Origin of the sequence: Gordonia sp. (in: high G+C Gram-positive bacteria) (genome assembly GCF_047602025.1) — a bacterium.
GTDB lineage: Bacteria > Actinomycetota > Actinomycetes > Mycobacteriales > Mycobacteriaceae > Gordonia.
In genome coordinates this window covers 1,279,368-1,298,553 of sequence record NZ_JASGII010000001.1, presented here as the reverse complement: position 1 = coordinate 1,298,553, position 19,186 = coordinate 1,279,368, and the positions used below count along the sequence as shown (strand labels likewise).

16 protein-coding genes and 1 pseudogene are annotated in these 19,186 nt (G+C 68.5%); 7 read left to right on the top strand and 10 right to left on the bottom strand.

The window, feature by feature from the left end:
- Nucleotides 1-95: 95 nt before the first annotated feature.
- Nucleotides 96-2,975, bottom strand: a complete 2,880-nt coding sequence (gene uvrA / locus QM728_RS06445) for an excinuclease ABC subunit UvrA (protein ID WP_415031210.1) — start codon at nt 2,973-2,975, stop codon at nt 96-98.
- 132 nt (nt 2,976-3,107) lie between these two features.
- On the opposite strand from uvrA, the gene QM728_RS06440 reads away from it, so the two are divergent.
- Nucleotides 3,108-3,809 carry an MBL fold metallo-hydrolase gene (locus QM728_RS06440; RefSeq protein ID WP_415031209.1) on the top strand — a complete coding sequence of 234 codons (702 nt, stop codon included), beginning with the start codon at nt 3,108-3,110 and terminating at the stop codon, nt 3,807-3,809.
- Between the two features lie 52 nt (nt 3,810-3,861).
- On the top strand, nt 3,862-6,138 hold the full coding sequence (locus tag QM728_RS06435; protein ID WP_415031208.1) for a HelD family protein: 2,277 nt from the start codon (nt 3,862-3,864) through the stop codon (nt 6,136-6,138).
- Nucleotides 6,139-6,141: 3 nt separating this feature from the next.
- On the opposite strand, the gene QM728_RS06430 is transcribed toward QM728_RS06435, so the two are convergent.
- From QM728_RS06430 to QM728_RS06420, 3 genes and pseudogenes are all read right to left on the bottom strand, one after another.
- Nucleotides 6,142-6,588: a universal stress protein gene (locus QM728_RS06430; RefSeq protein WP_415031207.1), complete on the bottom strand. Its 447-nt coding sequence runs from the start codon at nt 6,586-6,588 to the stop codon at nt 6,142-6,144.
- Nucleotides 6,589-6,679: 91 nt separating this feature from the next.
- Nucleotides 6,680-8,836: an excinuclease ABC subunit UvrB gene (uvrB, locus tag QM728_RS06425; protein WP_415031206.1), complete on the bottom strand. Its 2,157-nt coding sequence runs from the start codon at nt 8,834-8,836 to the stop codon at nt 6,680-6,682.
- 275 nt (nt 8,837-9,111) lie between these two features.
- Nucleotides 9,112-10,593 (bottom strand): annotated as a pseudogene (locus tag QM728_RS06420) (amino acid permease); the annotation flags it as partial.
- Between the two features lie 47 nt (nt 10,594-10,640).
- Between QM728_RS06420 and QM728_RS06415 the strand changes: the two are divergent.
- The gene (locus QM728_RS06415; RefSeq protein WP_415031205.1) at nt 10,641-11,189 is read left to right on the top strand and encodes a DUF402 domain-containing protein; all 549 of its coding nucleotides are present in this window, start codon (nt 10,641-10,643) and stop codon (nt 11,187-11,189) included.
- Between the two features lie 13 nt (nt 11,190-11,202).
- Here the strand turns inward: QM728_RS06415 and coaE are convergent, their stop codons facing one another.
- The 3 genes from coaE to QM728_RS06400 all read right to left on the bottom strand — a co-directional run bounded on the left by coaE (nt 11,203) and on the right by QM728_RS06400 (nt 13,297).
- Entirely contained in the window at nt 11,203-12,099 is an 897-nt protein-coding gene (gene coaE, locus QM728_RS06410; protein ID WP_415031204.1) for a dephospho-CoA kinase, read from the bottom strand.
- 22 nt (nt 12,100-12,121) lie between these two features.
- Nucleotides 12,122-12,718 (bottom strand): isochorismatase family protein, encoded by a 597-nt coding sequence (locus QM728_RS06405; RefSeq protein WP_415031203.1) that lies wholly within the window; start codon nt 12,716-12,718, stop codon nt 12,122-12,124.
- An 87-nt stretch (nt 12,719-12,805) separates the two neighbouring features.
- Nucleotides 12,806-13,297 carry a ferritin gene (locus tag QM728_RS06400; RefSeq protein WP_415031202.1) on the bottom strand — a complete coding sequence of 164 codons (492 nt, stop codon included), beginning with the start codon at nt 13,295-13,297 and terminating at the stop codon, nt 12,806-12,808.
- A gap of 80 nt (nt 13,298-13,377) precedes the next feature.
- Here QM728_RS06400 and QM728_RS06395 point away from each other — a divergent pair, with 80 nt between their 5' ends.
- The gene (locus QM728_RS06395) at nt 13,378-13,773 is read left to right on the top strand and encodes a hypothetical protein (RefSeq protein WP_415031201.1); all 396 of its coding nucleotides are present in this window, start codon (nt 13,378-13,380) and stop codon (nt 13,771-13,773) included.
- Nucleotides 13,774-13,839: 66 nt separating this feature from the next.
- On the opposite strand, the gene rpsA is transcribed toward QM728_RS06395, so the two are convergent.
- Nucleotides 13,840-15,315 carry a 30S ribosomal protein S1 gene (rpsA, locus tag QM728_RS06390; protein ID WP_415031200.1) on the bottom strand — a complete coding sequence of 492 codons (1,476 nt, stop codon included), beginning with the start codon at nt 15,313-15,315 and terminating at the stop codon, nt 13,840-13,842.
- 187 nt (nt 15,316-15,502) lie between these two features.
- Here rpsA and QM728_RS06385 point away from each other — a divergent pair, with 187 nt between their 5' ends.
- From QM728_RS06385 to QM728_RS06375, 3 genes are read left to right on the top strand one after another with little or no spacing between them, the layout of a single operon-like run.
- Entirely contained in the window at nt 15,503-16,039 is a 537-nt protein-coding gene (locus QM728_RS06385; RefSeq protein WP_415031199.1) for a 2'-5' RNA ligase family protein, read from the top strand.
- Nucleotides 16,039-16,860, top strand: a complete 822-nt coding sequence (locus QM728_RS06380; RefSeq protein WP_415031198.1) for a class I SAM-dependent methyltransferase — start codon at nt 16,039-16,041, stop codon at nt 16,858-16,860. Before QM728_RS06385 ends, QM728_RS06380 begins: the two co-directional genes overlap by 1 nt.
- Before the next feature lie 23 nt (nt 16,861-16,883).
- The gene (locus QM728_RS06375) at nt 16,884-17,375 is read left to right on the top strand and encodes a PPOX class F420-dependent oxidoreductase (protein WP_415031197.1); all 492 of its coding nucleotides are present in this window, start codon (nt 16,884-16,886) and stop codon (nt 17,373-17,375) included.
- Here the strand turns inward: QM728_RS06375 and QM728_RS06370 are convergent.
- Together QM728_RS06370 and QM728_RS06365 are read right to left on the bottom strand one after the other, a co-directional pair.
- Nucleotides 17,368-18,423, bottom strand: coding sequence for an isocitrate/isopropylmalate family dehydrogenase (locus QM728_RS06370; RefSeq protein ID WP_415031196.1), 1,056 nt, complete (start codon nt 18,421-18,423; stop codon nt 17,368-17,370). The genes QM728_RS06375 and QM728_RS06370 overlap by 8 nt on opposite strands.
- Before the next feature lie 8 nt (nt 18,424-18,431).
- The gene (locus tag QM728_RS06365) at nt 18,432-19,184 is read right to left on the bottom strand and encodes an amino acid ABC transporter ATP-binding protein (protein ID WP_415032844.1); all 753 of its coding nucleotides are present in this window, start codon (nt 19,182-19,184) and stop codon (nt 18,432-18,434) included.
- Nucleotides 19,185-19,186: the final 2 nt, after the last annotated feature.

The following is a 19,186-nucleotide window of genomic DNA, read 5'->3' as shown; positions in this document are numbered from 1 at the left end:
GTTGGCGCATACGGATATCGCCGCGCGGAGGCAGTACGTTACCCCCGAACCGCAGATGGGGAAAGAGGCTTTATCGCTCGGCACGGGCGGGCCGATCAGCCGACCTGTTTGACGCCCTCGAGCTCCAACACCTCGGCGAGGAACTTCCCGGTGTGGCTCTGCGGCGCGGCTGCCACCTCTTCGGGCGTGCCCTGCGCGATCACGGTGCCGCCGCCGTCGCCGCCCTCGGGGCCCATGTCGATGATCCAGTCGGCGGACTTGATGACGTCGAGGTTGTGTTCGATGACGATGACGGTGTTGCCCTTGTCGACGAGTCCGTTGATGACGTCGAGCAGCTTGCGGATGTCCTCGAAGTGTAGGCCGGTGGTCGGCTCGTCGAGGATGTACGCGGTGCGGCCGGTGGAGCGCTTCTGCAGCTCGGCGGCCAGTTTGACGCGCTGCGCCTCACCGCCGGACAGCGTCGGCGCGGGCTGGCCGAGCCGGACGTAGCCGAGCCCGACGTCGACGAGGGTCTTGAGGTACCGGTGGATCGACGTGACCGGCTCGAAGAAGTCGGCGGCCTCCTCGATCGGCATGTCGAGCACCTCGGCGATGGTCTTGCCCTTGTAGTGGACCTCGAGGGTCTCCCGGTTGTACCGGGCGCCGTGGCAGACCTCGCACGGCACGTACACGTCGGGCAGGAAGTTCATCTCGATCTTGATGGTTCCCTCGCCGGTGCACGCCTCGCAGCGACCGCCCTTGACGTTGAACGAGAAGCGGCCGGGCTGGTAGCCGCGGACCTTCGCCTCGGTCGTCGCGGCGAACAGCGTGCGGATCTTGTCGAAGACGCCGGTGTACGTGGCCGGGTTCGACCGCGGCGTGCGGCCGATCGGCGACTGGTCGACCTGCACCAGCTTGTCGAGGTGCTCGAGGCCCTTGACCCGCTTGTGCCGGCCGGGGACGTGCCGCGCACCGTTGAGTTTGTTCACCAGCACCGCGGCGAGGATGTCGTTGACGAGCGTCGACTTGCCCGACCCGGACACCCCGGTGACCGCGGTCAGCACGCCGAGCGGGAAGGACACGTCGATGTCCTTCAGGTTGTTCTCGCTGGCCCCGACGACGGTGATCTGCTTGCGCTTGGTGATCGGTCGGCGGATCTCCGGCACCGGCAGGGTCTCGCGGCCGGACAGATAGGCGCCAGTGATCGACTCCTGGTTGGCCAGCAGGCCCTCGTAGCTGCCGCTGTGGACGACTTTGCCGCCGTGCTCGCCGGCGCGCGGGCCGATGTCGACGACCCAGTCGGCGGCGCGGATGGTGTCTTCGTCGTGCTCGACGACGATCAGTGTGTTCCCCAGGTCGCGCAGCCGGACCAGGGTGTCGATGAGTCGCCGGTTGTCGCGCTGGTGCAGGCCGATCGACGGCTCGTCGAGGACGTAGAGCACCCCGGCCAGGCCGGCGCCGATCTGCGTCGCCAGGCGGATGCGCTGCGCCTCGCCGCCGGACAGCGATCCCGCGGCACGGGCCAGCGACAGGTATTCCAGGCCGACGTCGAGCAGGAAGCGGATGCGGGCCTGCACCTCCTTGAGCACGCGGCCGGCGATCGCCTCTTCGCGCGCGCCCAGGGTCAGGCTGTCGAGGTATTCGGCGCACTGGGCCACCGACAGCGCACTGACCTGCGCGATCGACTTGGGCCCGAACTCGGCCGAGTCGAGGGTGACGGCGAGGATCTCCGGGCGCAGGCGGGCGCCGCCGCACGCGGCACACGGCACGTCGCGCATGTAGCCCTCGTAGCGCTCCTTCATCGCCTCGGACTCGGTCTGCTCCGAGCGGCGCTCGAGGAAGGCCATGACGCCCTCGAACTCGGTGTAGTACGACCGGGTGCGGCCGTACCGGTTGCGGAACTTCACGTGGACCTGGTGGTCGCTGCCGTTCAGGATGGCGTCCCGCGCGGCGGCGGGCAGCTTCTTCCACGGGGCGTTGAGATCGAAGCCCATCTGCTCGGCGAGCCCGCCCAGCAGGCGCAGGAAGTAGTCGGCGTTGTGCCCGGCCGACCACGGTGCGACCGCCCCCTCGGCGATGCTGAGGTCGGGATCGGGGACGACGAGCTCCTCGTCGATCACCTTGGCGACGCCGAGGCCGTCGCACACCGGGCAGGCGCCGTACGGCGAGTTGAAGGAGAAGGCGCGCGGCTCGAGGTCGTCGATGGCGATGATGTGCCCGTTGGGGCAGGCCATCTTCTCGGAGAACCGGCGCTCGCGGTTCGGGTCAGTCTCGTCGACGTCGACGAAGTCGAGCACGACGATCCCGTCGGCCAGCCGCAGCGCGGTTTCGACGGAGTCGGTCAGCCGCTGCTTGGCCGACGCCTTGACGGCGAGACGGTCGACGACGACGTCGATGTCGTGGCGCTCCTGCTTCTTGAGCGTCGGCGGCTCGGTGAGGGGGTACACCTTGCCGTCGATGCGGGCGCGGGCGAAACCCTGGGTCTGCAGGTCGGCGAACAGGTCGACGAACTCGCCCTTGCGTGAGCGCACGACGGGCGCGAGGACCTGGAACCGCGTGCCCTCCCCCATGGCGAGCACCTGGTCGACGATCTGCTGCGGCGTCTGCTTGGCGATCTTCTCGCCGCACTCGGCGCAGTGCGCGGTGCCGGCGCGGGCATACAGCAGGCGCAGGTAGTCGTAGACCTCGGTGATGGTGCCGACCGTCGAGCGCGGGTTGCGGTTGGTCGACTTCTGGTCGATGGAGACCGCCGGCGAGAGCCCCTCGATGAAGTCGACGTCGGGCTTGTCCATCTGACCCAGGAACTGGCGCGCGTAGGCCGACAGCGACTCGACGTAGCGGCGCTGACCCTCCGCGAAAATCGTGTCGAAGGCCAGCGACGACTTGCCCGAGCCGGACAAGCCGGTGAACACGATGAGCGAATCGCGCGGCAGGTCGACGTCGATGCCCCGCAGGTTGTGCTCGCGCGCCCCGCGCACGATCAAACGGTCAACCACAGCACAGCTTCCTCACGGTTCGGATAGTCCAGTCAAAGACAGTCGCGTCCAGGTATACCGGCGACCCCTGACAACTCCCCCAGTCTATGCGCCCGGGCGAATCCGCCACCGGCCACCGCTACCGTGGAACCCATGACGACGATCAGCCCTGTCGACGACTCGTACACCGGCACCGTGACCGGCCCGCACCACCCGATGCGCCGCACCACCACCGGTGCGACGATCACCAAGATGTCGGTCGGACCGATGGACAACAACGCCTACGTCCTCACCTGCGCGGACACCGGCGACCAGTTGCTGATCGACGCGGCCAACGACGCCCCCGAGCTGCTCGCACTCCTCGACGAGCTGCCCGGAACGCTGCGCGGCATCCTCACCACCCACGGTCATTTCGACCACTGGCAGGCACTCGAGGATGTGGTGAAGGCCACCGGGGTGCCGACGATGGCGGGCCGCGCAGACGCCGGGGAACTCCCGGTGCGGCCCGATCGACTCCTCGACGACGGCGACGAAATCACGGTCGGCAACCTCACGCTGAAAGCGATCCACCTGGCCGGCCACACCGAGGGGTCGATCGCCCTCGCCCTGCGCGACGCCAGCGACGACGCCGCGGGACCGCTCTCGGTGCAGTTGTTCACCGGCGACTGCCTCTTTCCCGGCGGCGTCGGGAAGACCTGGCAGGAAGGCGACTTCGAACGCCTGCTCGGCGACGTCACCAGCAAGCTGTTCGACGTCTACCCGGACGACACCGCGGTCTACCCGGGGCACGGCAGCGACACCACGCTCGGCGCCGAGCGCCCGCGACTTGACGAGTGGCGCGAGCGGGGCTGGTAGCCCGCTTCCGACCCGAGCCGAGGTCGGGTACGGCGCGTACACTGGACCAACTGTGAATCCCGATCCGCGCATCGCCGAGGAACAACGGCATCTCGACGCGGTGTACGGTCGCATCGACCGCATGCGCGCGACCACGAACCGCCGGTTGAGCGAGACGCTCGTGGAGAGCGGCGGGACGCCGCAGGCCCAGTCCGAGCGGGAGTCGTACGAGCGCCTCTACACCGAGGACTTGGCGAAACTCGACGCCGCCGAGCACAACCTCTACTTCGGGCGACTCGAGGTCGACGGCGAGGGGCCGCGCGAAACACGGCGCATCGGGCGCATCGGCGTCCTCGACGACGATGACGACGACACGACGCTTCTGCTGGACTGGCGCGCTCCCCTGTCGCGGCCGTTCTACCTCGCCACCCCCGCCGACCCGGAGGGCGTCCACATCCGGCGTCACATCCGCACCGGCAACCGACAGGTGCGCGAGGTCAACGACGAAGTGCTCGACGGCTCGTCGGCCGACGACCGGGAGGCGCTGACCCGCGGCGACGTCGTCAACGAGACCGCGCTCGTCACCGCCCTGAACGCCGCGCGGACCGGCGAGATGACCGACATCGTCGAGACCATCCAGCGCGAGCAGGACGTCATCATCCGTTCCACCCACCGCGGCGTCACCGTCGTGCAGGGCGGGCCGGGCACCGGCAAGACCGCCGTCGCCCTGCACCGCGCGGCCTACCTGCTCTACACGCACCGCGACCTGCTTGCGCGCAGCGGCGTGCTCATCATCGGGCCGAACACCGAGTTCCTCCGGTACATCTCGCAGGTGCTCCCCTCGCTCGGCGAGACCGGCGTCCTGCTCACGACCATCGGCGACCTCCTGCCCGGCATCACCACCGCCGCCGTCGACCCGCCCGCTACCGCCGCCCGCAAGGGCTCGCTGGACATGCTCCCGGTGCTCAAGAGCCATGTGCGGTCGTACGAATCGCTGCCGAAGCGGCCCGTGGTGGTGGAGTTCGACGGCTATCCGCTGCAGATCGATTCGGAGTTGATCAAGCGCGCCCGGTCCAAGGCCCGCAGCACCCGCAAGGCGCACAACCAGGCGCAGCGGGAGTTCCTCCGGTCCGCGCTGTACGGGTTGGCCGCCGCCTACGCGGGGCGGATCGGCTCATCGCTGCTCGACGGCACGCAGATGCTCTCGAGCGCCGAGATCTCCGACATCCGGGACGAGATGCGCGACGACGAGGACCTCGTCCGCGCGGTGTTGGCGTTCTGGCCGCGGTTGGAGCCGCAGCAGGTCCTCACCGATCTGCTCACCTCGCCCGCCGCGATCCGGTCGGCCACCCGCGGGTGGGACGACGACGACCGCGAGGCGTTGGAGCGGACCTCCGGCCCGATCACCGTCGACGACATTCCGCTCATCGACGAAATCGCCGAGCTCATCGGGGCCGGCACCGCCGAGGACGAGGCCGACGCGAAGGCTCGCTGGCGGCAGAAGCTGGCCGAGGCCCAGGATGCTCTCGACATCCTCACCGGCTCGGCGCCGCAGGACCTCGAGGACGAGATCGACCCGGAAATCCTCATGGCGTACGACCTCATCGACGCCGAGCAGCTCGCCGAGCGCCAACAGGTCCGTCAGCACAAGACGACGGCGGAACGCGCCTACTCCGACAGGTCCTGGACCTTCGGCCACGTCATCGTCGACGAGGCTCAGGAACTGTCTCCGATGGCCTGGCGCATGGTGATGCGCCGGACCCCCAACCGCTGGATGACGGTCATCGGCGATACAGCGCAAACGTCGGCGGCGGCCGGCGCGACGTCGTGGAGCGACATCTTCTCCCCGTACGTCGCGCAGCGCTGGCGGCTGCACGAGCTGACCGTCAACTACCGGACGCCGGCCGAGATCATGGCGTACGCGGGCCGACTGCTCGCCCGCATCAGTCCCGACCTCACGCCGCCGACGTCGCTGCGCGCCAACGGGATCGAGCCGACGGCGGTGCGCGCGCCGTTCGGGCGGGCGGTGCTCGACGCCGCGACGCTGGCCACGAGTGCGGGCTGGGACGGGCTCACCGGGTTGATCGTCGCCGACGACGACTACGAGATGGCGGTGGACGCACTCGCCGGGCAGGGCGACGTCGTGGTGCACACCGTGACCGGCTGCAAAGGCCTGGAGTTCGACAACACCGTCGTGGTGGAACCGGCGTCGATCATCGCCGCCTCCGACCGCGGGCTGAGCGATCTTTACGTGGCGCTCACGCGGGCCACACAGCGACTCGTCGTGGTCGCAGAATGCGACTTGCCACCCGAGTTGGCGGACCTACCCGGGTGGCAAGAAGAAAGCTGATTGCTACGTCGTGTGGACGATGAGCACGTCGACGTCGGCCTTGCGGGCGGCGTCGGCGGGCACCGAGCCGAGCAGGCGGCCGGACAGGGTGTTGAGGCCCTTGTTGCCGACGACCAGCAGGTCGGCGTTGACGTCGAGGACGAGCTGCAGGAGCGCCTCCACCGGCGCGCCCTTCACCGGGCGCTGCTGGATGAGCTTGGCGCCGGCAGCGGTCGCCCGCTCCTTGGCGCTGCGGAGGATCTCCTCGGTCGGCGCGGAGCCGTGGACTTGGTAGGCCTCGTCCTTGAGGACGTCCGACATCGCGTTGACGTCGCGCCCCTCATTCGGGAAGTACGCGCAGGCGATGACCAGCGTCGCCGACTCGCCGGCGATCGCGCCGGCGCGCTCGACGGCCTTCATCGAGGATTCCGAGCCGTCGGTACCGACAACCACGGTCTTGTATGCGGTCATTGACCATTCCCTCCAGTTTCACGATTCGTTAGCACCCTATCGGATTCTCCCCGGTACAGGGCCGGAGTTGGCCGCAGTGTGTTCAGGACGACTATTTGATGCCCGCGGCGTCCATGCCGCGCAATTCCTTCTTCAGGTCGGCGATCTCGTCGCGCAGCCGGCCGGCCAACTCGAACTGCAGGTCGCGGGCCGCGCCCATCATCTGATCGGTCAGCTGGGTGATCAGGTCCGCCAGTTCGGCGCGCGGCATCGCCGAGACGTCGCGCCGCTCGATGACGCCGGCGCTGGTCGAGCCCTTCGGGTTGTCCCCCTGCGCCCGCCGACCGCGGCTCGAATTGCGGCCCGATCCGCCGACCGCGACCTCGTCGTCGGCCTCGCTGTAAACCTGGTCGAGGATGTCGGCGATCTTCTTCCGCAGCGGCTGCGGATCGATGCCGTTCTCCTCGTTGTAGGCGATCTGCTTGGCCCGGCGCCGCTCCGTCTCGTCGATCGCGTTCTGCATGGAGTCGGTGATCTTGTCCGCGTACATGTGGACCTCGCCGGACACATTGCGCGCCGCGCGGCCGATGGTCTGGATCAGCGACGTCGTGCTGCGCAGGAAGCCCTCCTTGTCCGCGTCGAGGATCGCGACGAGCGACACCTCGGGCAGATCGAGGCCCTCGCGCAGCAGGTTGATGCCGACGAGGACGTCGTACTCCCCCAGCCGCAGCTGGCGGAGCAGTTCGACGCGGCGCAGGGTGTCGACCTCCGAATGCAGGTACCGCACCCGGATGCCGAGTTCGAGCAGGTAGTCGGTGAGGTCCTCGGCCATCTTCTTCGTCAGCGTGGTCACCAGAACGCGCTCGTCCCGCTCGGTCCGCTCGCGGATCTCGTGTACCAGGTCGTCGATCTGGCCCTTGGTCGGCTTCACGACGACCTTGGGGTCGACCAGCCCGGTCGGGCGGATGACCTGCTCGACGAACTCGCCGTCGCTCTGGCCCAGCTCGTACGGACCGGGCGTCGCCGACAGGTAGACCGTCTGGCCGACCCGGTCGACGAACTCGTCCCAGGTGAGCGGCCGGTTATCGACCGCCGACGGCAGTCGGAAGCCGTATTCGACGAGGTTGCGCTTGCGGGACATGTCGCCCTCGTACATCGCGCCGATCTGCGGCACGGTCACGTGCGACTCGTCGATGACCAGGAGGAAATCCTCCGGGAAGTAGTCGATCAGCGTCGCCGGCGCCGATCCCGCGCCGCGGCCGTCGATGTGCCGCGAATAGTTCTCGATGCCCGAGCAGAATCCGACCTGGCGCATCATCTCAAGGTCGTAGGAGGTGCGCATCCGCAGCCGCTGCGCCTCGAGCAGCTTGCCCTTGTTCTCCAACTCGGCGAGGCGCTCCTCCAGCTCGGCCTCGATGCTCTTCATCGCGCGTTCCATGCGCTCGGGCCCGGCGACGTAGTGGGTGGCCGGGAAGATGCGGACCTTGTCGACCTGCTTCACGACGTCGCCGGTCAGCGGGTGCAGGTAGTAGAGCGCCTCGACCTCGTCGCCGAAGAACTCGATGCGCACGGCCAGTTCCTCGTACGACGGGATGATCTCGACGGTGTCGCCGCGCACACGGAAGCTGCCGCGCGTGAACGACATGTCGTTGCGGGTGTACTGCACGTCGACGAGCAGCCGCAGCAGCGCGTCGCGGTCGACCTCGTCGCCGACGGACATCTCGACCGAGCGGTCCAAGTACGACTGCGGGGTGCCGAGGCCGTAGATGCAGGACACCGATGCCACCACGACGACGTCGCGGCGCGACAGCAGGCTGGAGGTCGCCCGGTGGCGCAGCCGTTCGACGTCGTCGTTGATCGACGAGTCTTTCTCGATGTAGGTGTCCGTCTGCGCGATGTACGCCTCGGGTTGGTAGTAGTCGTAGTACGAGACGAAGTACTCGACGGCGTTGTTCGGCAGCATCTCCCGCAGCTCGTTGGCGAGCTGTGCCGCCAGCGTCTTGTTGGGGGCCATCACCAGCGTCGGTCGCTGCACCTGTTCGATGAGCCAGGCCGTCGTGGCGGACTTGCCGGTACCGGTGGCGCCGAGCAGGACCACGTCGCGCTCGCCCCCCTCGATGCGGCGCTTGAGGTCCGCGATCGCGGCCGGTTGGTCACCCGCGGGTTCGTATTCGCTGACGACCTCGAAGCGCTTGTCGGCGCGCTCGATCTCGCCGATGGGGCGGAACTCGGAGTGCGCGAGCACCGGTTTCTCTGCGGGGAACGCCATGTCTAACAGGATAGGCGCCGGTACCGACAGAAGCTGCGCGACGAACAACGCGGCAGGGCGCGCTACGACAGGTCGCGGAAGGCTAGCGCGAAGCCGACGGCCGCCATCGCCGCGGCCGCGCCGTAGCCGATGATCGACCACCACCCGAGGTGGTAGTGCGCGGTCACCGCAACCACGGCCATGCCGGCGAAGACCAGCGCCATGCCGTATAGCGGCGGTCGCGCAGCGTAGCGATAGCGTTCCCGGAAGAGCTGCCACCCCGACGGCTTGGCCGGGCGTGATCTGATCGGCACGTTGGCGACCACCGGCAATTCGCCGGTGTAGCCCTGGCGGAGGCGCGCCTGCTCCGACACGCGGCCCCGCACCAGGTACCAGCCGCCGATCAACATGGGGATGATGACGACCAGGCTGGCGACCGTCCAGGTACCGACCGGATGGTCGAAGGCCATCAGCACCAGCACGGCGAACAGGAACGCGAGCGTGGTGTAGGCAGACCACGGCGCCAGCGGCATTCGGAAGCTCGGCCGCGTCATGTGTCCCGCGTCGGCCTCGGTCTTCAGCTTCATCTGACAGAGCACGATCGTCGCCCACGAAGACAGGATGCCCAGCGCTGATACGTTGAGGACGATCTCGAACGCTTGACCGGGGTTGAAGGCGTTGAGGACCACGCCGAACAGACAGATCACCGCCGTCAGCAGGATGCCGCCGTACGGGACGCCCTGTTTGGACATCACCCCGGTGAATGCCGGGCCGCTGCCATTCATGGCCATCGATCGCAGAATGCGGCCGGTCGAGTACAGGCCCGCGTTGAGGCTGGAGAACGCCGCTGTCAGGACGACGACATTCATGAGGTCACCCGCTCCGTCGAAGCCAAGCTTCGAGAAGAAGGTGACGAACGGACTCTCCCTGCCGGAGTAGTCGGTGTAGGGCAACAACAGCGCCAGCAACGCGACCGACCCGACGTAGAAGATCGCGATACGGGCGATCACCGAGTTGATAGCGCGCGGCATCACCTTCTCCGGGTTCTCCGTCTCACCGGCGGCGGTGCCGACGAGTTCGACGGCGGCGTAGGCGAAGATGACGCCCGAGGTCACGACGACCAGGGGGAGGACGCCGACCGGGAACCAGCCGCCGTGGTCGGACACCATGCCGAGACCCGTTCTCTCACCCTGAATCTGATGGCGGCCGGCAAGGAAGATCGTGCCGACGACGAGGAACGCCACCAGTGCCACGACTTTGATCAGTGCCGCCCAGAACTCCATCTCACCGAAGAGCTTCACCGAGACCAGGTTGACCGACAGGACGATGACCAGTGCGATCAGGGCCAGCAACCACTGCGGGACCACGTCGAACGACTTCCAGTAATGGAAGTACGTCGCGATCGCCGTGGTATCGACTATCGCGGTCATCGCCCAGTTAAGGAAGTACATCCAGCCGGCGGCGTAGGCCGCCTTCTCGCCGTAGAACTCGCGGGCGTAGGAGACGAACGACCCCGACGACGGCCGGTGCAGGACTAGTTCGCCCATGGCCCGAAGGATGAGGAAGACGAAGACACCGCACACCGCGTACACGAGGAACAGACCGGGCCCGGCGTCATGCAGGCGGCCGCCGGCACCGAGGAACAAGCCGGTACCGATAGCGCCGCCGATCGCGATCATCTGCAATTGGCGGGGTTTGATGCCCTTGTTGTATCCCTCCTCCTCGTGGGACAGCCCCGCCTGGTCCGGGGCGACGGCACCCGATCGCGTCTCTGACATGCACACCTGACTTCGATGGAAAGAATCCGGCCTTACCCTAGACGATGATGAGCGATGCGAAGTCGCCCGGTGAGGGCATCCACCCGCCCAAGCGGGAGATTTTCGACGTCCCGGCGATGACGAATACCGACAACAAGGGATTCGTGCGGCCGGTGCAGACCTACCGCGTCACCGACTACGGCCTCTACATGTCACGCACCGCCGACCACCCGCACTTCGCCCACCTGGAGACCTGGCTGCTGCCGTCCCTCGGGTTGCGCGCCAACATCTTCGGGTTCCGGGACGCCGACTACCGCCCGGGTCAGCGGCTGTACCTCGACATCGGCGAGTTCACCGGTCCCGACGCCGACGGCCGCTGGCACGCCACGGACTGGTACCTCGACCTCGTCGACGTGACCGCGCGGCCGCTCGAGCTCATCGACGTCGACGAGCTCTTCGACGCGCAGGCCGCCGGCTACCTGACCGTGGCCCAGTGCACCCGGGCCGTCGACATCGCGGCGAACGCCCTGGCCGGCGCCGCGCGACACGGCGACGACGTGCAGGCGTGGCTCGACGAGCAGGTCGGCGAGCGCCTGACCTGGCTCGACCGCCCCTGAACCGCGCTGTGCCTCAGCGGATGTCGACGACGACCCGCGCCGGACGCCCCGGGTCGGCAGATCCGTAGCCATCTTTGCCGTCGGCCGGGAAGCCGCCCGCCGCGAGCAGCTCGGGCAGCGCCGCGACGGCCTCGGCGTCGCGGGCGGTGACGGTCAGCGTCAGCGGGTCGTCGGCCGACACGGCCACGGCCGTCGCCTTGTCGCCGACGATCGCCCACAGGCGGTTGGTGAGCCGGGCGCCCAGAGCAGCCGGATTCGGGTCGTCGGCCGCCAGTTCGGGCAGGGGCTCGGCGACAACACCGGTGCGCACGTTCACCTCGTACGGCACCAGGCGCTGCGACCACAGGTCGACGGCCTTGGCGGCCAACTCGTCGGCGGTGCCGGAGTTGTCGAGCCAGGAGTCGGCGACGGCGCGCCGCTGCTCCTCGGTGGCCTGCGCCGCGATGCGCGCTCGGGCATCGGCCTCGTCGAGTCCGCGCGAGTTCACCAACCGGTGCACGCGCAGTTCCTCGTCGGCGTTCACCACGACGACGTGGTGGAAGAACGGCGCGGTGTGGTTCTCCACGAGCAGTGGGATGTCCTGGACGACGATCGCGTCGTCGGGCGCCGCCTCCAGCAGCTCGTTGGTGCGCGTCCCGATCAGCGGGTGCGTGATGGCGTTCAGCGTCGCGCGGGAGTCGTCGTCGGCGAAGGCCTTGGCCGCGAGGGCGGGGCGATCGAGCTCGCCGTCGGCGCCGAGGATGTCGTCGCCGAACGCGTCGACGAGCCGCGCCAGTCCGGGGGTGCCGGCCGCGACCACCTCCCGGGCGATCTTGTCCGCGTCGATCAGGTACGCACCCCGATCGGCAAAGCTCTTGGCGACGGTCGACTTGCCCGCGCCCATGCCACCTGTCAGTCCGACTCGAATCACGACACCAGTGTGGCAAACGCTGTCAGGCCACCGCGACCCCGACGTCGGCAAACCCGGTGGACCGCAGCGCCGCGACGGCCTTCGCATCGATTCCGACGGCGTAGTCGGTCAGCACCGTCGTGGTGAATCCGGCCTCGGCGGCGTGGACGGCGGTCTCCTTGACGCAGTAGTCGGTGGCGATGCCGGTGATGTCGACGGCGGTGATGCCGCGCGACCGCAGCTCGTCGACGAGGAGTGTGTCGTCGGCGGTGACGCCCTCGAAACCGGAGTAGGCGGCGCTGTAGTGGCCCTTGAAGACGCGCACCACCGGGATCGCGGTGATGGCGGAGACCGCGTCGTCGAGGTCGGCGACGATGCGGGCGCCGTCCGATTCGGCGACGCAGTGCACCGGCCACGACGTGTGGAAGTCCGGCTGTTCGCCGTCGCGGGCGAAGTGCTCGCCCGGGTCGATGTGCCAGTCCTGCGTGGTGACGACGAGGTCGTAGCGGTCGAGGAACGCCGGGTCGCGCAGCGCGGCGGCCAAGCGGGTCGCGACGTCGAGACCACCGGCGACGGCCAGCGAGCCACCCTCGCAGAAGTCGTACTGGACGTCGACGATGATCAGCGCGGTACCCGTCATGTCACCGATTGTAGGGAAAATGCGGCGGCCCGCCGACTCCGTGATCGGAGTGGGCGGGCCGTCGGTCCTGAGGGCTATTTCAGGTGGTCAGGCGCTCTCGCCGAGCTCGGCGTCGAGGCGCAGGATGCCGGAGCCGTCCTCGTTGACCAGGCGGGCCCGGCCGAGGATCTCGCTGACGGTGGCTTCTTCCTCGATCTGCTCGTTGACGAACCAGTCGAGCAGCGAGCGGGAGTCGATGTCGTGGGCCTTGTCGGCGGCGACGTAGAGGTCGCGGATCGACTGCGACACGTCGCGCTCGGCCTCGAGGGCGACGTCGAAGGTCTCGGTCACGCTGGTGACCTTGACCTTGGGGGTCTTGATCTCGCCGATGACCGGGTGGTTGTCGCGGTCGGTGAGGTGCTTGATGAGCTTGTCCGCGTGGGTGAGCTCTTCAGCCGCGTGGCTCTTGAGCCACTTGGAGATGCCGGGCAGGTTCATCAACTCGAGCTCGATGGCCAGCTGGCGGTAAAGCATCGCCGACTCGAACTCCATCGTGATCTGCTTGGTGAACGCCTTCTCAAGTTCTGCTGTCATCTTCATACCGACGAGGATAGAGACAAGAAACGGCCTCTACCAGCAAGTATTGGCTTCGCTAATGGAAGGTTGGCTAAGCTAACGAGATGCTGATCACGCGAATCGCCGCCCTCTCCGTCCTCGGTTGCGGAGCCGTTCTCGCCTCGTCGTCGACCTTGCCGACCACGGCGGATGCGGCCCCGACGGCCCCGCGCGTCACCTACACGCTGCGGGTCTGCGCCAGCGGCCAGACGCCGACACAGGCGTCGATCCGATACGGCGTCGGCGTGGGCGAGTCCGTCGCCGCGTCGGGCAACGCCACCCAGTGGCTCGGTTCGGGCTGCTGGAGCCGCAGCGTCGCCGCCCGCAGCTATGACCGCGCCTCCGTGAGCGCGACCGCCGCCAAGCCCAATGCCTACATCGGCTGCGCGGTGTGGGCGAACGGTCGTCGGATCGCCAAGCACTACGCCTACGGCCGGTGTTCGACGACCGGTCACGTGTAGAACCACCCACAGCGAAGCGGCCCCCGATCCGAATGGATCGAGGGCCGCTTTGCTACGCGGTGTGCGTCAGGAGTTGCCGGCGAGCTTCTCGCGCAGTGCGGCGAGCTGCTCGTCGCTGGCCAGCGAACCACCGGCGCTCTCGGCCGGGGCGCCGCCCTCGGACGAGGCGGACGACGAGTCACCGGTCGACGAGGAGTAGTCGCCCGGGTTGGCCTCCGCCTCGGCGGCGGCCTTCGCGAACTTCTCCATCTGGGCGGTGTGCATCTTGTGACGACGCTCGGCCTCGGCGTAACGCGCCTCCCAGGCCTTCTGCTGCTCGTCGTAGCCCTCGAGCCATTCGTTGGTCTCGGCGTCGAAGCCCTCGGGGAAGATGTAGTTGCCCTGCTCGTCGTAGCTGTCGGCCATGCCGTACTTCGACGGGTCGAACTCCTCGGTGTAGTCCTCGTTGGCCTGCTTGAGGCTCAGCGAGATCCGACGGCGCTCGAGGTCGATGTCGATGACCTTGACCAGTGCGTCGTCGCCGACGGCCACGACCTGGTCCGGCACCTCGACGTGGCGCTCGGCCAGCTCGGAGATGTGCACGAGGCCCTCGATGCCCTCCTCGACGCGGACGAAGGCGCCGAACGGGACGAGCTTGGTGACCTTGCCCGGGACGATCTGGCCGATCGCGTGGGTGCGGGCGAACTGGCGCCACGGGTCTTCCTGGGTCGCCTTCAGCGACAGCGAGACGCGCTCGCGGTCCAGGTCGACGTCGAGGACCTCGACGGTGACCTCGTCGCCCACGGTGACGACCTCGTTCGGGTGGTCGATGTGCTTCCACGACAGCTCGGACACGTGGACCAGGCCGTCGACGCCGCCCAGGTCGACGAAGGCGCCGAAGTTGACGATCGAGGAGACGACGCCCTTGCGGACCTGCCCCTTCTGGAGCTGGTGCAGGAACTCGCTGCGCACCTCGGACTGGGTCTGCTCCAGCCAGGCGCGGCGCGAGAGCACCACGTTGTTGCGGTTCTTGTCGAGCTCGATGATCTTCGCCTCGATCTCCTTGCCGATGTACGGCTGGAGGTCGCGGACGCGCCGCATCTCGACCAGCGACGCGGGCAGGAAGCCGCGCAGGCCGATGTCCAGGATCAGGCCGCCCTTGACGACCTCGATGACGGTGCCCTTGACGGCCTCGTCCTTCTCCTTGAGCTCCTCGATGGTGCCCCAGGCGCGCTCGTACTGGGCGCGCTTCTTGGACAGGATCAGGCGGCCTTCCTTGTCCTCCTTGGTGAGGACCAGGGCTTCGACCTCATCGCCGACGTTGACGACCTCGTTGGGGTCGACGTCGTGCTTGATGGAGAGCTCGCGGGACGGGATGACGCCTTCGGTCTTGTAGCCGATGTCAAGCAGAACTTCGTCGCGGTCGACCTTGACGATGGTGCCTTCGACGATGTCGCCATCGTTGAAGTACTTGATCGTGGAGTCGATGGCGGCGAGAAAGTCCTCAGCCGAGCCGATGTCGTTGACGGCTACTTGCGGCGAGGAGATAGTGGGGGACGACATGTGTTGGGTTGCTCCGGACAGGTATCTAGTAGGTACAGGTTGTTTGGTTTGCGGTCATCCAGCGGAAGTCGCTGGTCAACGACGTGAGCACGCGAGATGATTCGCACGTGGTCACACGCCCTTAGAACAGTACGCGAGGGCTGCTGTCCTGCACAAATGCGGTTCGACCGACCCGGAGGAGGGCAGCGTGGTCCATTCGCTTGAATTGGTCTTCGACGACGCCGCCGCCGCGGCGGTGGTCGCCGAGGTGAACCGTCTCTCGGCGGCCGGACTGCGCGCCCCGCACACCGATCAGCGACCGCACATCACCCTCGTCGCGGCCCGGGCCATCGGCCCGTCCGCGTTGACCGCGCTCGCGCCCGTGTCCCAGCGCCTGCCGGCCACCGTGCGACTCGGCGCCCCGATCGTCTTCTCCCCCGGTGCCGCCGGATCGCACGGCGGCTTCGTCCTCGCCCGCGCGGTCGTGCCGTCGACGGAGCTGCTCGGCATCCACGCGACAGTGCTGCGCCTGGCCGGCGAGCACATCGACGGCGATGTCGACCACTGCCGCCCGGGTGCTTGGACGCCGCACGTGACCCTTGCCCGCCGCCTGACCGCCGAGCAGGTGGGCGCGGCGGTCGACGTGTTGGCCGACGCCGGCGACTTCGAGGCCGTTGCCGCCGGAATCCGCCGATGGGACGGCGACACGAAGGCCGAGACCGTCCTGCCCGGGCGTGCCTGCTGATGACGGACGCCCCTCGCCCGCCGCGGGTCCTCGGCCCGGTCGACTCGACGACCAGTGATCGCGCCAACCGCACCTGGTGGGATTCGGACGCCGACTCCTACCACGACGAACACGGCGCCTTCCTCGGCGTCGAGCGCGCCGGCGGCGATTTCGTCTGGTGCCCGGAGAACGTGCGCGAAGAGGACGCCGGCCTGCTCGGCGACGTTGCCGGGAAGACGGTTCTGGAAATCGGGTGCGGGTCGGCGCCGTGTTCCCGCTGGTTAGCCTTCCGCGGCGCACACCCCGTCGGCCTCGACCTGTCCCACGCGATGCTGGCCCGCGGACTGGCGTCGATGGGGTCCGATGAACACCGCGTCCCGCTGGTCCAGGCGACCGCCGAGCACCTGCCGTTCGCCGACGAGAGTTTCGACCTGGCCTGCTCGGCCTTCGGCGCGATTCCCTTCGTCGCCGACTCGGCCGGGGTGATGGCCGAGGTCGCCCGCGTGCTGAAGCCCGGCGGGCGATGGGTGTTCGCGGTCAACCACCCGATGCGCTGGATGTTCCCCGACGACCCCGGTCCCGCCGGGCTCACCGTCGCCATCCCCTACTTCAACCGGACGCCGTACTCCGAGCGCGACGAGGACGGCGAGATCACCTACGTCGAGCACCACCGCACGATGGGTGACCGGATCCGCGAGATCCGCGCGGCCGGGCTGGTCCTCGACGACGTCGTCGAACCGGAGTGGCCCGAGGACTTCGACCAGGAGTGGGGACAGTGGTCGCCGCTGCGCGGCGCCTACTTCCCCGGCACCGCGATCTTCTGCTGTCACAGGCCCGCGTAGTCGAAGTCGCTACCGTTGGAGCCATGGCCCGCACCGTTGCAACCACCACGCTCGCCGACCGGGATGCGCTTCTCGAGTTCATCCGGCCACGCCACAACATGATCCTGGCGACGACCCGCACCGACGGCTCGCCACAAATGTCGCCGGTGATGGCCGGTGTCGACGAGGACGGCCGCATCGTGATCGCGACCTACCCGGGCCGGGCCAAGACGGTCAATGCCAAGCGAAACCCCCGCGTCAGCATCTGCGTGCTGTCCGATGCCTTCTACGAGGGCTGGGTACAGGTCGACGGCACCGCCGAGGTCCTCGATATGCCCGAGTCCGAGGATGCCCTCGTCGACTACTTCCGCTGCATCTCCGGCGAACACTCCGACTGGGACGAGTACCGCGCGGCCATGCGCCTGCAGAACAAGTCGCTGATTCGCGTCACACCGACTCGCTGGAGCCCGATCGCGACTGGCGGCTTCCCCGCCGATGTCGCCGCGCGGCTCGACGCCGCCGACGAAGCTAACTGATCTGCTGTCGCACCGCGACGCCGAATGCCGCGGTGCCCAGCGTGCCGCCGAGGTCTGCGGTGGCCGCACCGCCGGCGAGTGCTGCGGCAACCGCGGCACGGATGAGGACGGCGGCCTCGGCGCCCCGCTCGTCGGCGTCGCGCTGCGACCACCAGTCGAGCAGCATCGCCGTCGACTCGATCAGCGCGACCGGGTTCCCCCGGTCCTGCCCGGCGATATCGGGCGCCGCACCGTGGGCGGCCTGGGCCATCGCCTTGGTGTCGGAGGCGTTGATCGACGCCGCCAACCCGAGGGAGCCGGCGAGCTCGGCGGCGAGGTCGGACAGGATGTCGCCGAAAAGGTTCTCGGTGACGAGGACGTCGAAGTCGGCGGGCCGCCGGACGAGCAGCGCGGCCATGGCGTCGACGTGCTGCTCGTCGACCGTCACCTCCGGGTAATCGCGTGCGACCTCGAGGCAGACGTCGCGGAACAGGCCGGTCGTCATGGTGAGCACGTTGGCCTTGTGGACGACGGTCACGCGCTTGCGACGACGTCGGGCCCGCTCGAATGCGACGCGGGCGATCCGTTCCGATGCCGCCCGGGTGATCACGCCGACGGCCAGCGCGACGTCGGGCGTGGGCATGAACTCGCCGGAGCCTACGGCCATGTTGCGGTCGGCGTAGAGCCCCTCGCTGTTCTCGCGCACGATGAGGACGTCGATGTCGGGCGTCGTCGCGGGCACGCCCGCATACGCGCGGGCGGGCCGCAGGTTGGCGTAGAGGTCGTAGCGCTTGCGGATCACCGCACCGGGCGTCAGTCGTCCGCGGAACTCGGGCGGGTACCCCGCGGAGTCGTGCGGCCCGAGGATCCAGCAGTCGAGGTCGTCGAGCGCCGCCAGCGTCGCACCCGGCAGCGGGTCGCCGACCTCGGCGATGGCCGTCTGGCCCATCGCGAGCGGCACCGGCTCGAGCGTCAGGCCGACGCGCTCCGCGGCAGCGACGGCCACGTCGAGTGCGACGGGCACGATCTCCGGACCGATGCCGTCGCCGTTGATCACTCCGATGCGCATGCTCCCCCTCACAACAGTTTCGCCAAGAACTCTTGGGTGCGGTCGTGCTGCGGATCCCCCAGCACTTGCGCGGGTGTCCCCTGCTCGACGACGACCCCGCCGTCCATGAAGACGACCTGGTCGGCGACCTCACGGGCAAAGCCCATCTCATGGGTCACGACGAGCATCGTCATCCCGGCGTCGGCGAGCCGTCGCATGACCGCGAGGACGTCGCCGACGAGCTCGGGGTCGAGCGCGGACGTCGGCTCGTCGAACAGCATCAACTTCGGCTCCATCGCCAGCGCCCGGGCGATCGCCACGCGTTGCTGCTGGCCGCCGGACAGTTGCGCGGGATAGTGGTCGGCGCGGTCGCCCAGCCCCACCAGGTCGAGGAGTTCGCGTGCCTGCCGGGTCGCGTCGGCCCGCGATTTGCCGGCGACGAGGATCGGCGCCTCGATGACGTTCTCCAGCGCGGTGCGGTGCGGGAACAGGTTGAAGTGCTGGAACACCATCCCGATGTCGCGCCGCTGCTTCGCGGCCTGTTTCGGACTGAGTTCGTAGAGCTTGTCGCCGCGCTCGCGGTACCCCATCAGCTCGCCGTCGACGTAGAGCCGTCCGGAGTCGATCTGTTCGAGGTGGTTCACGCAGCGCAGGAACGTCGACTTCCCCGATCCCGACGGCCCGATGAGGCACGCCACCTCGCCGCGCGCGACCTCTAGCGACACCCCGTTCAGCACGCGCAGCGCGCCATACGACTTCCCGACCGCCCGCGCGGACACCATGG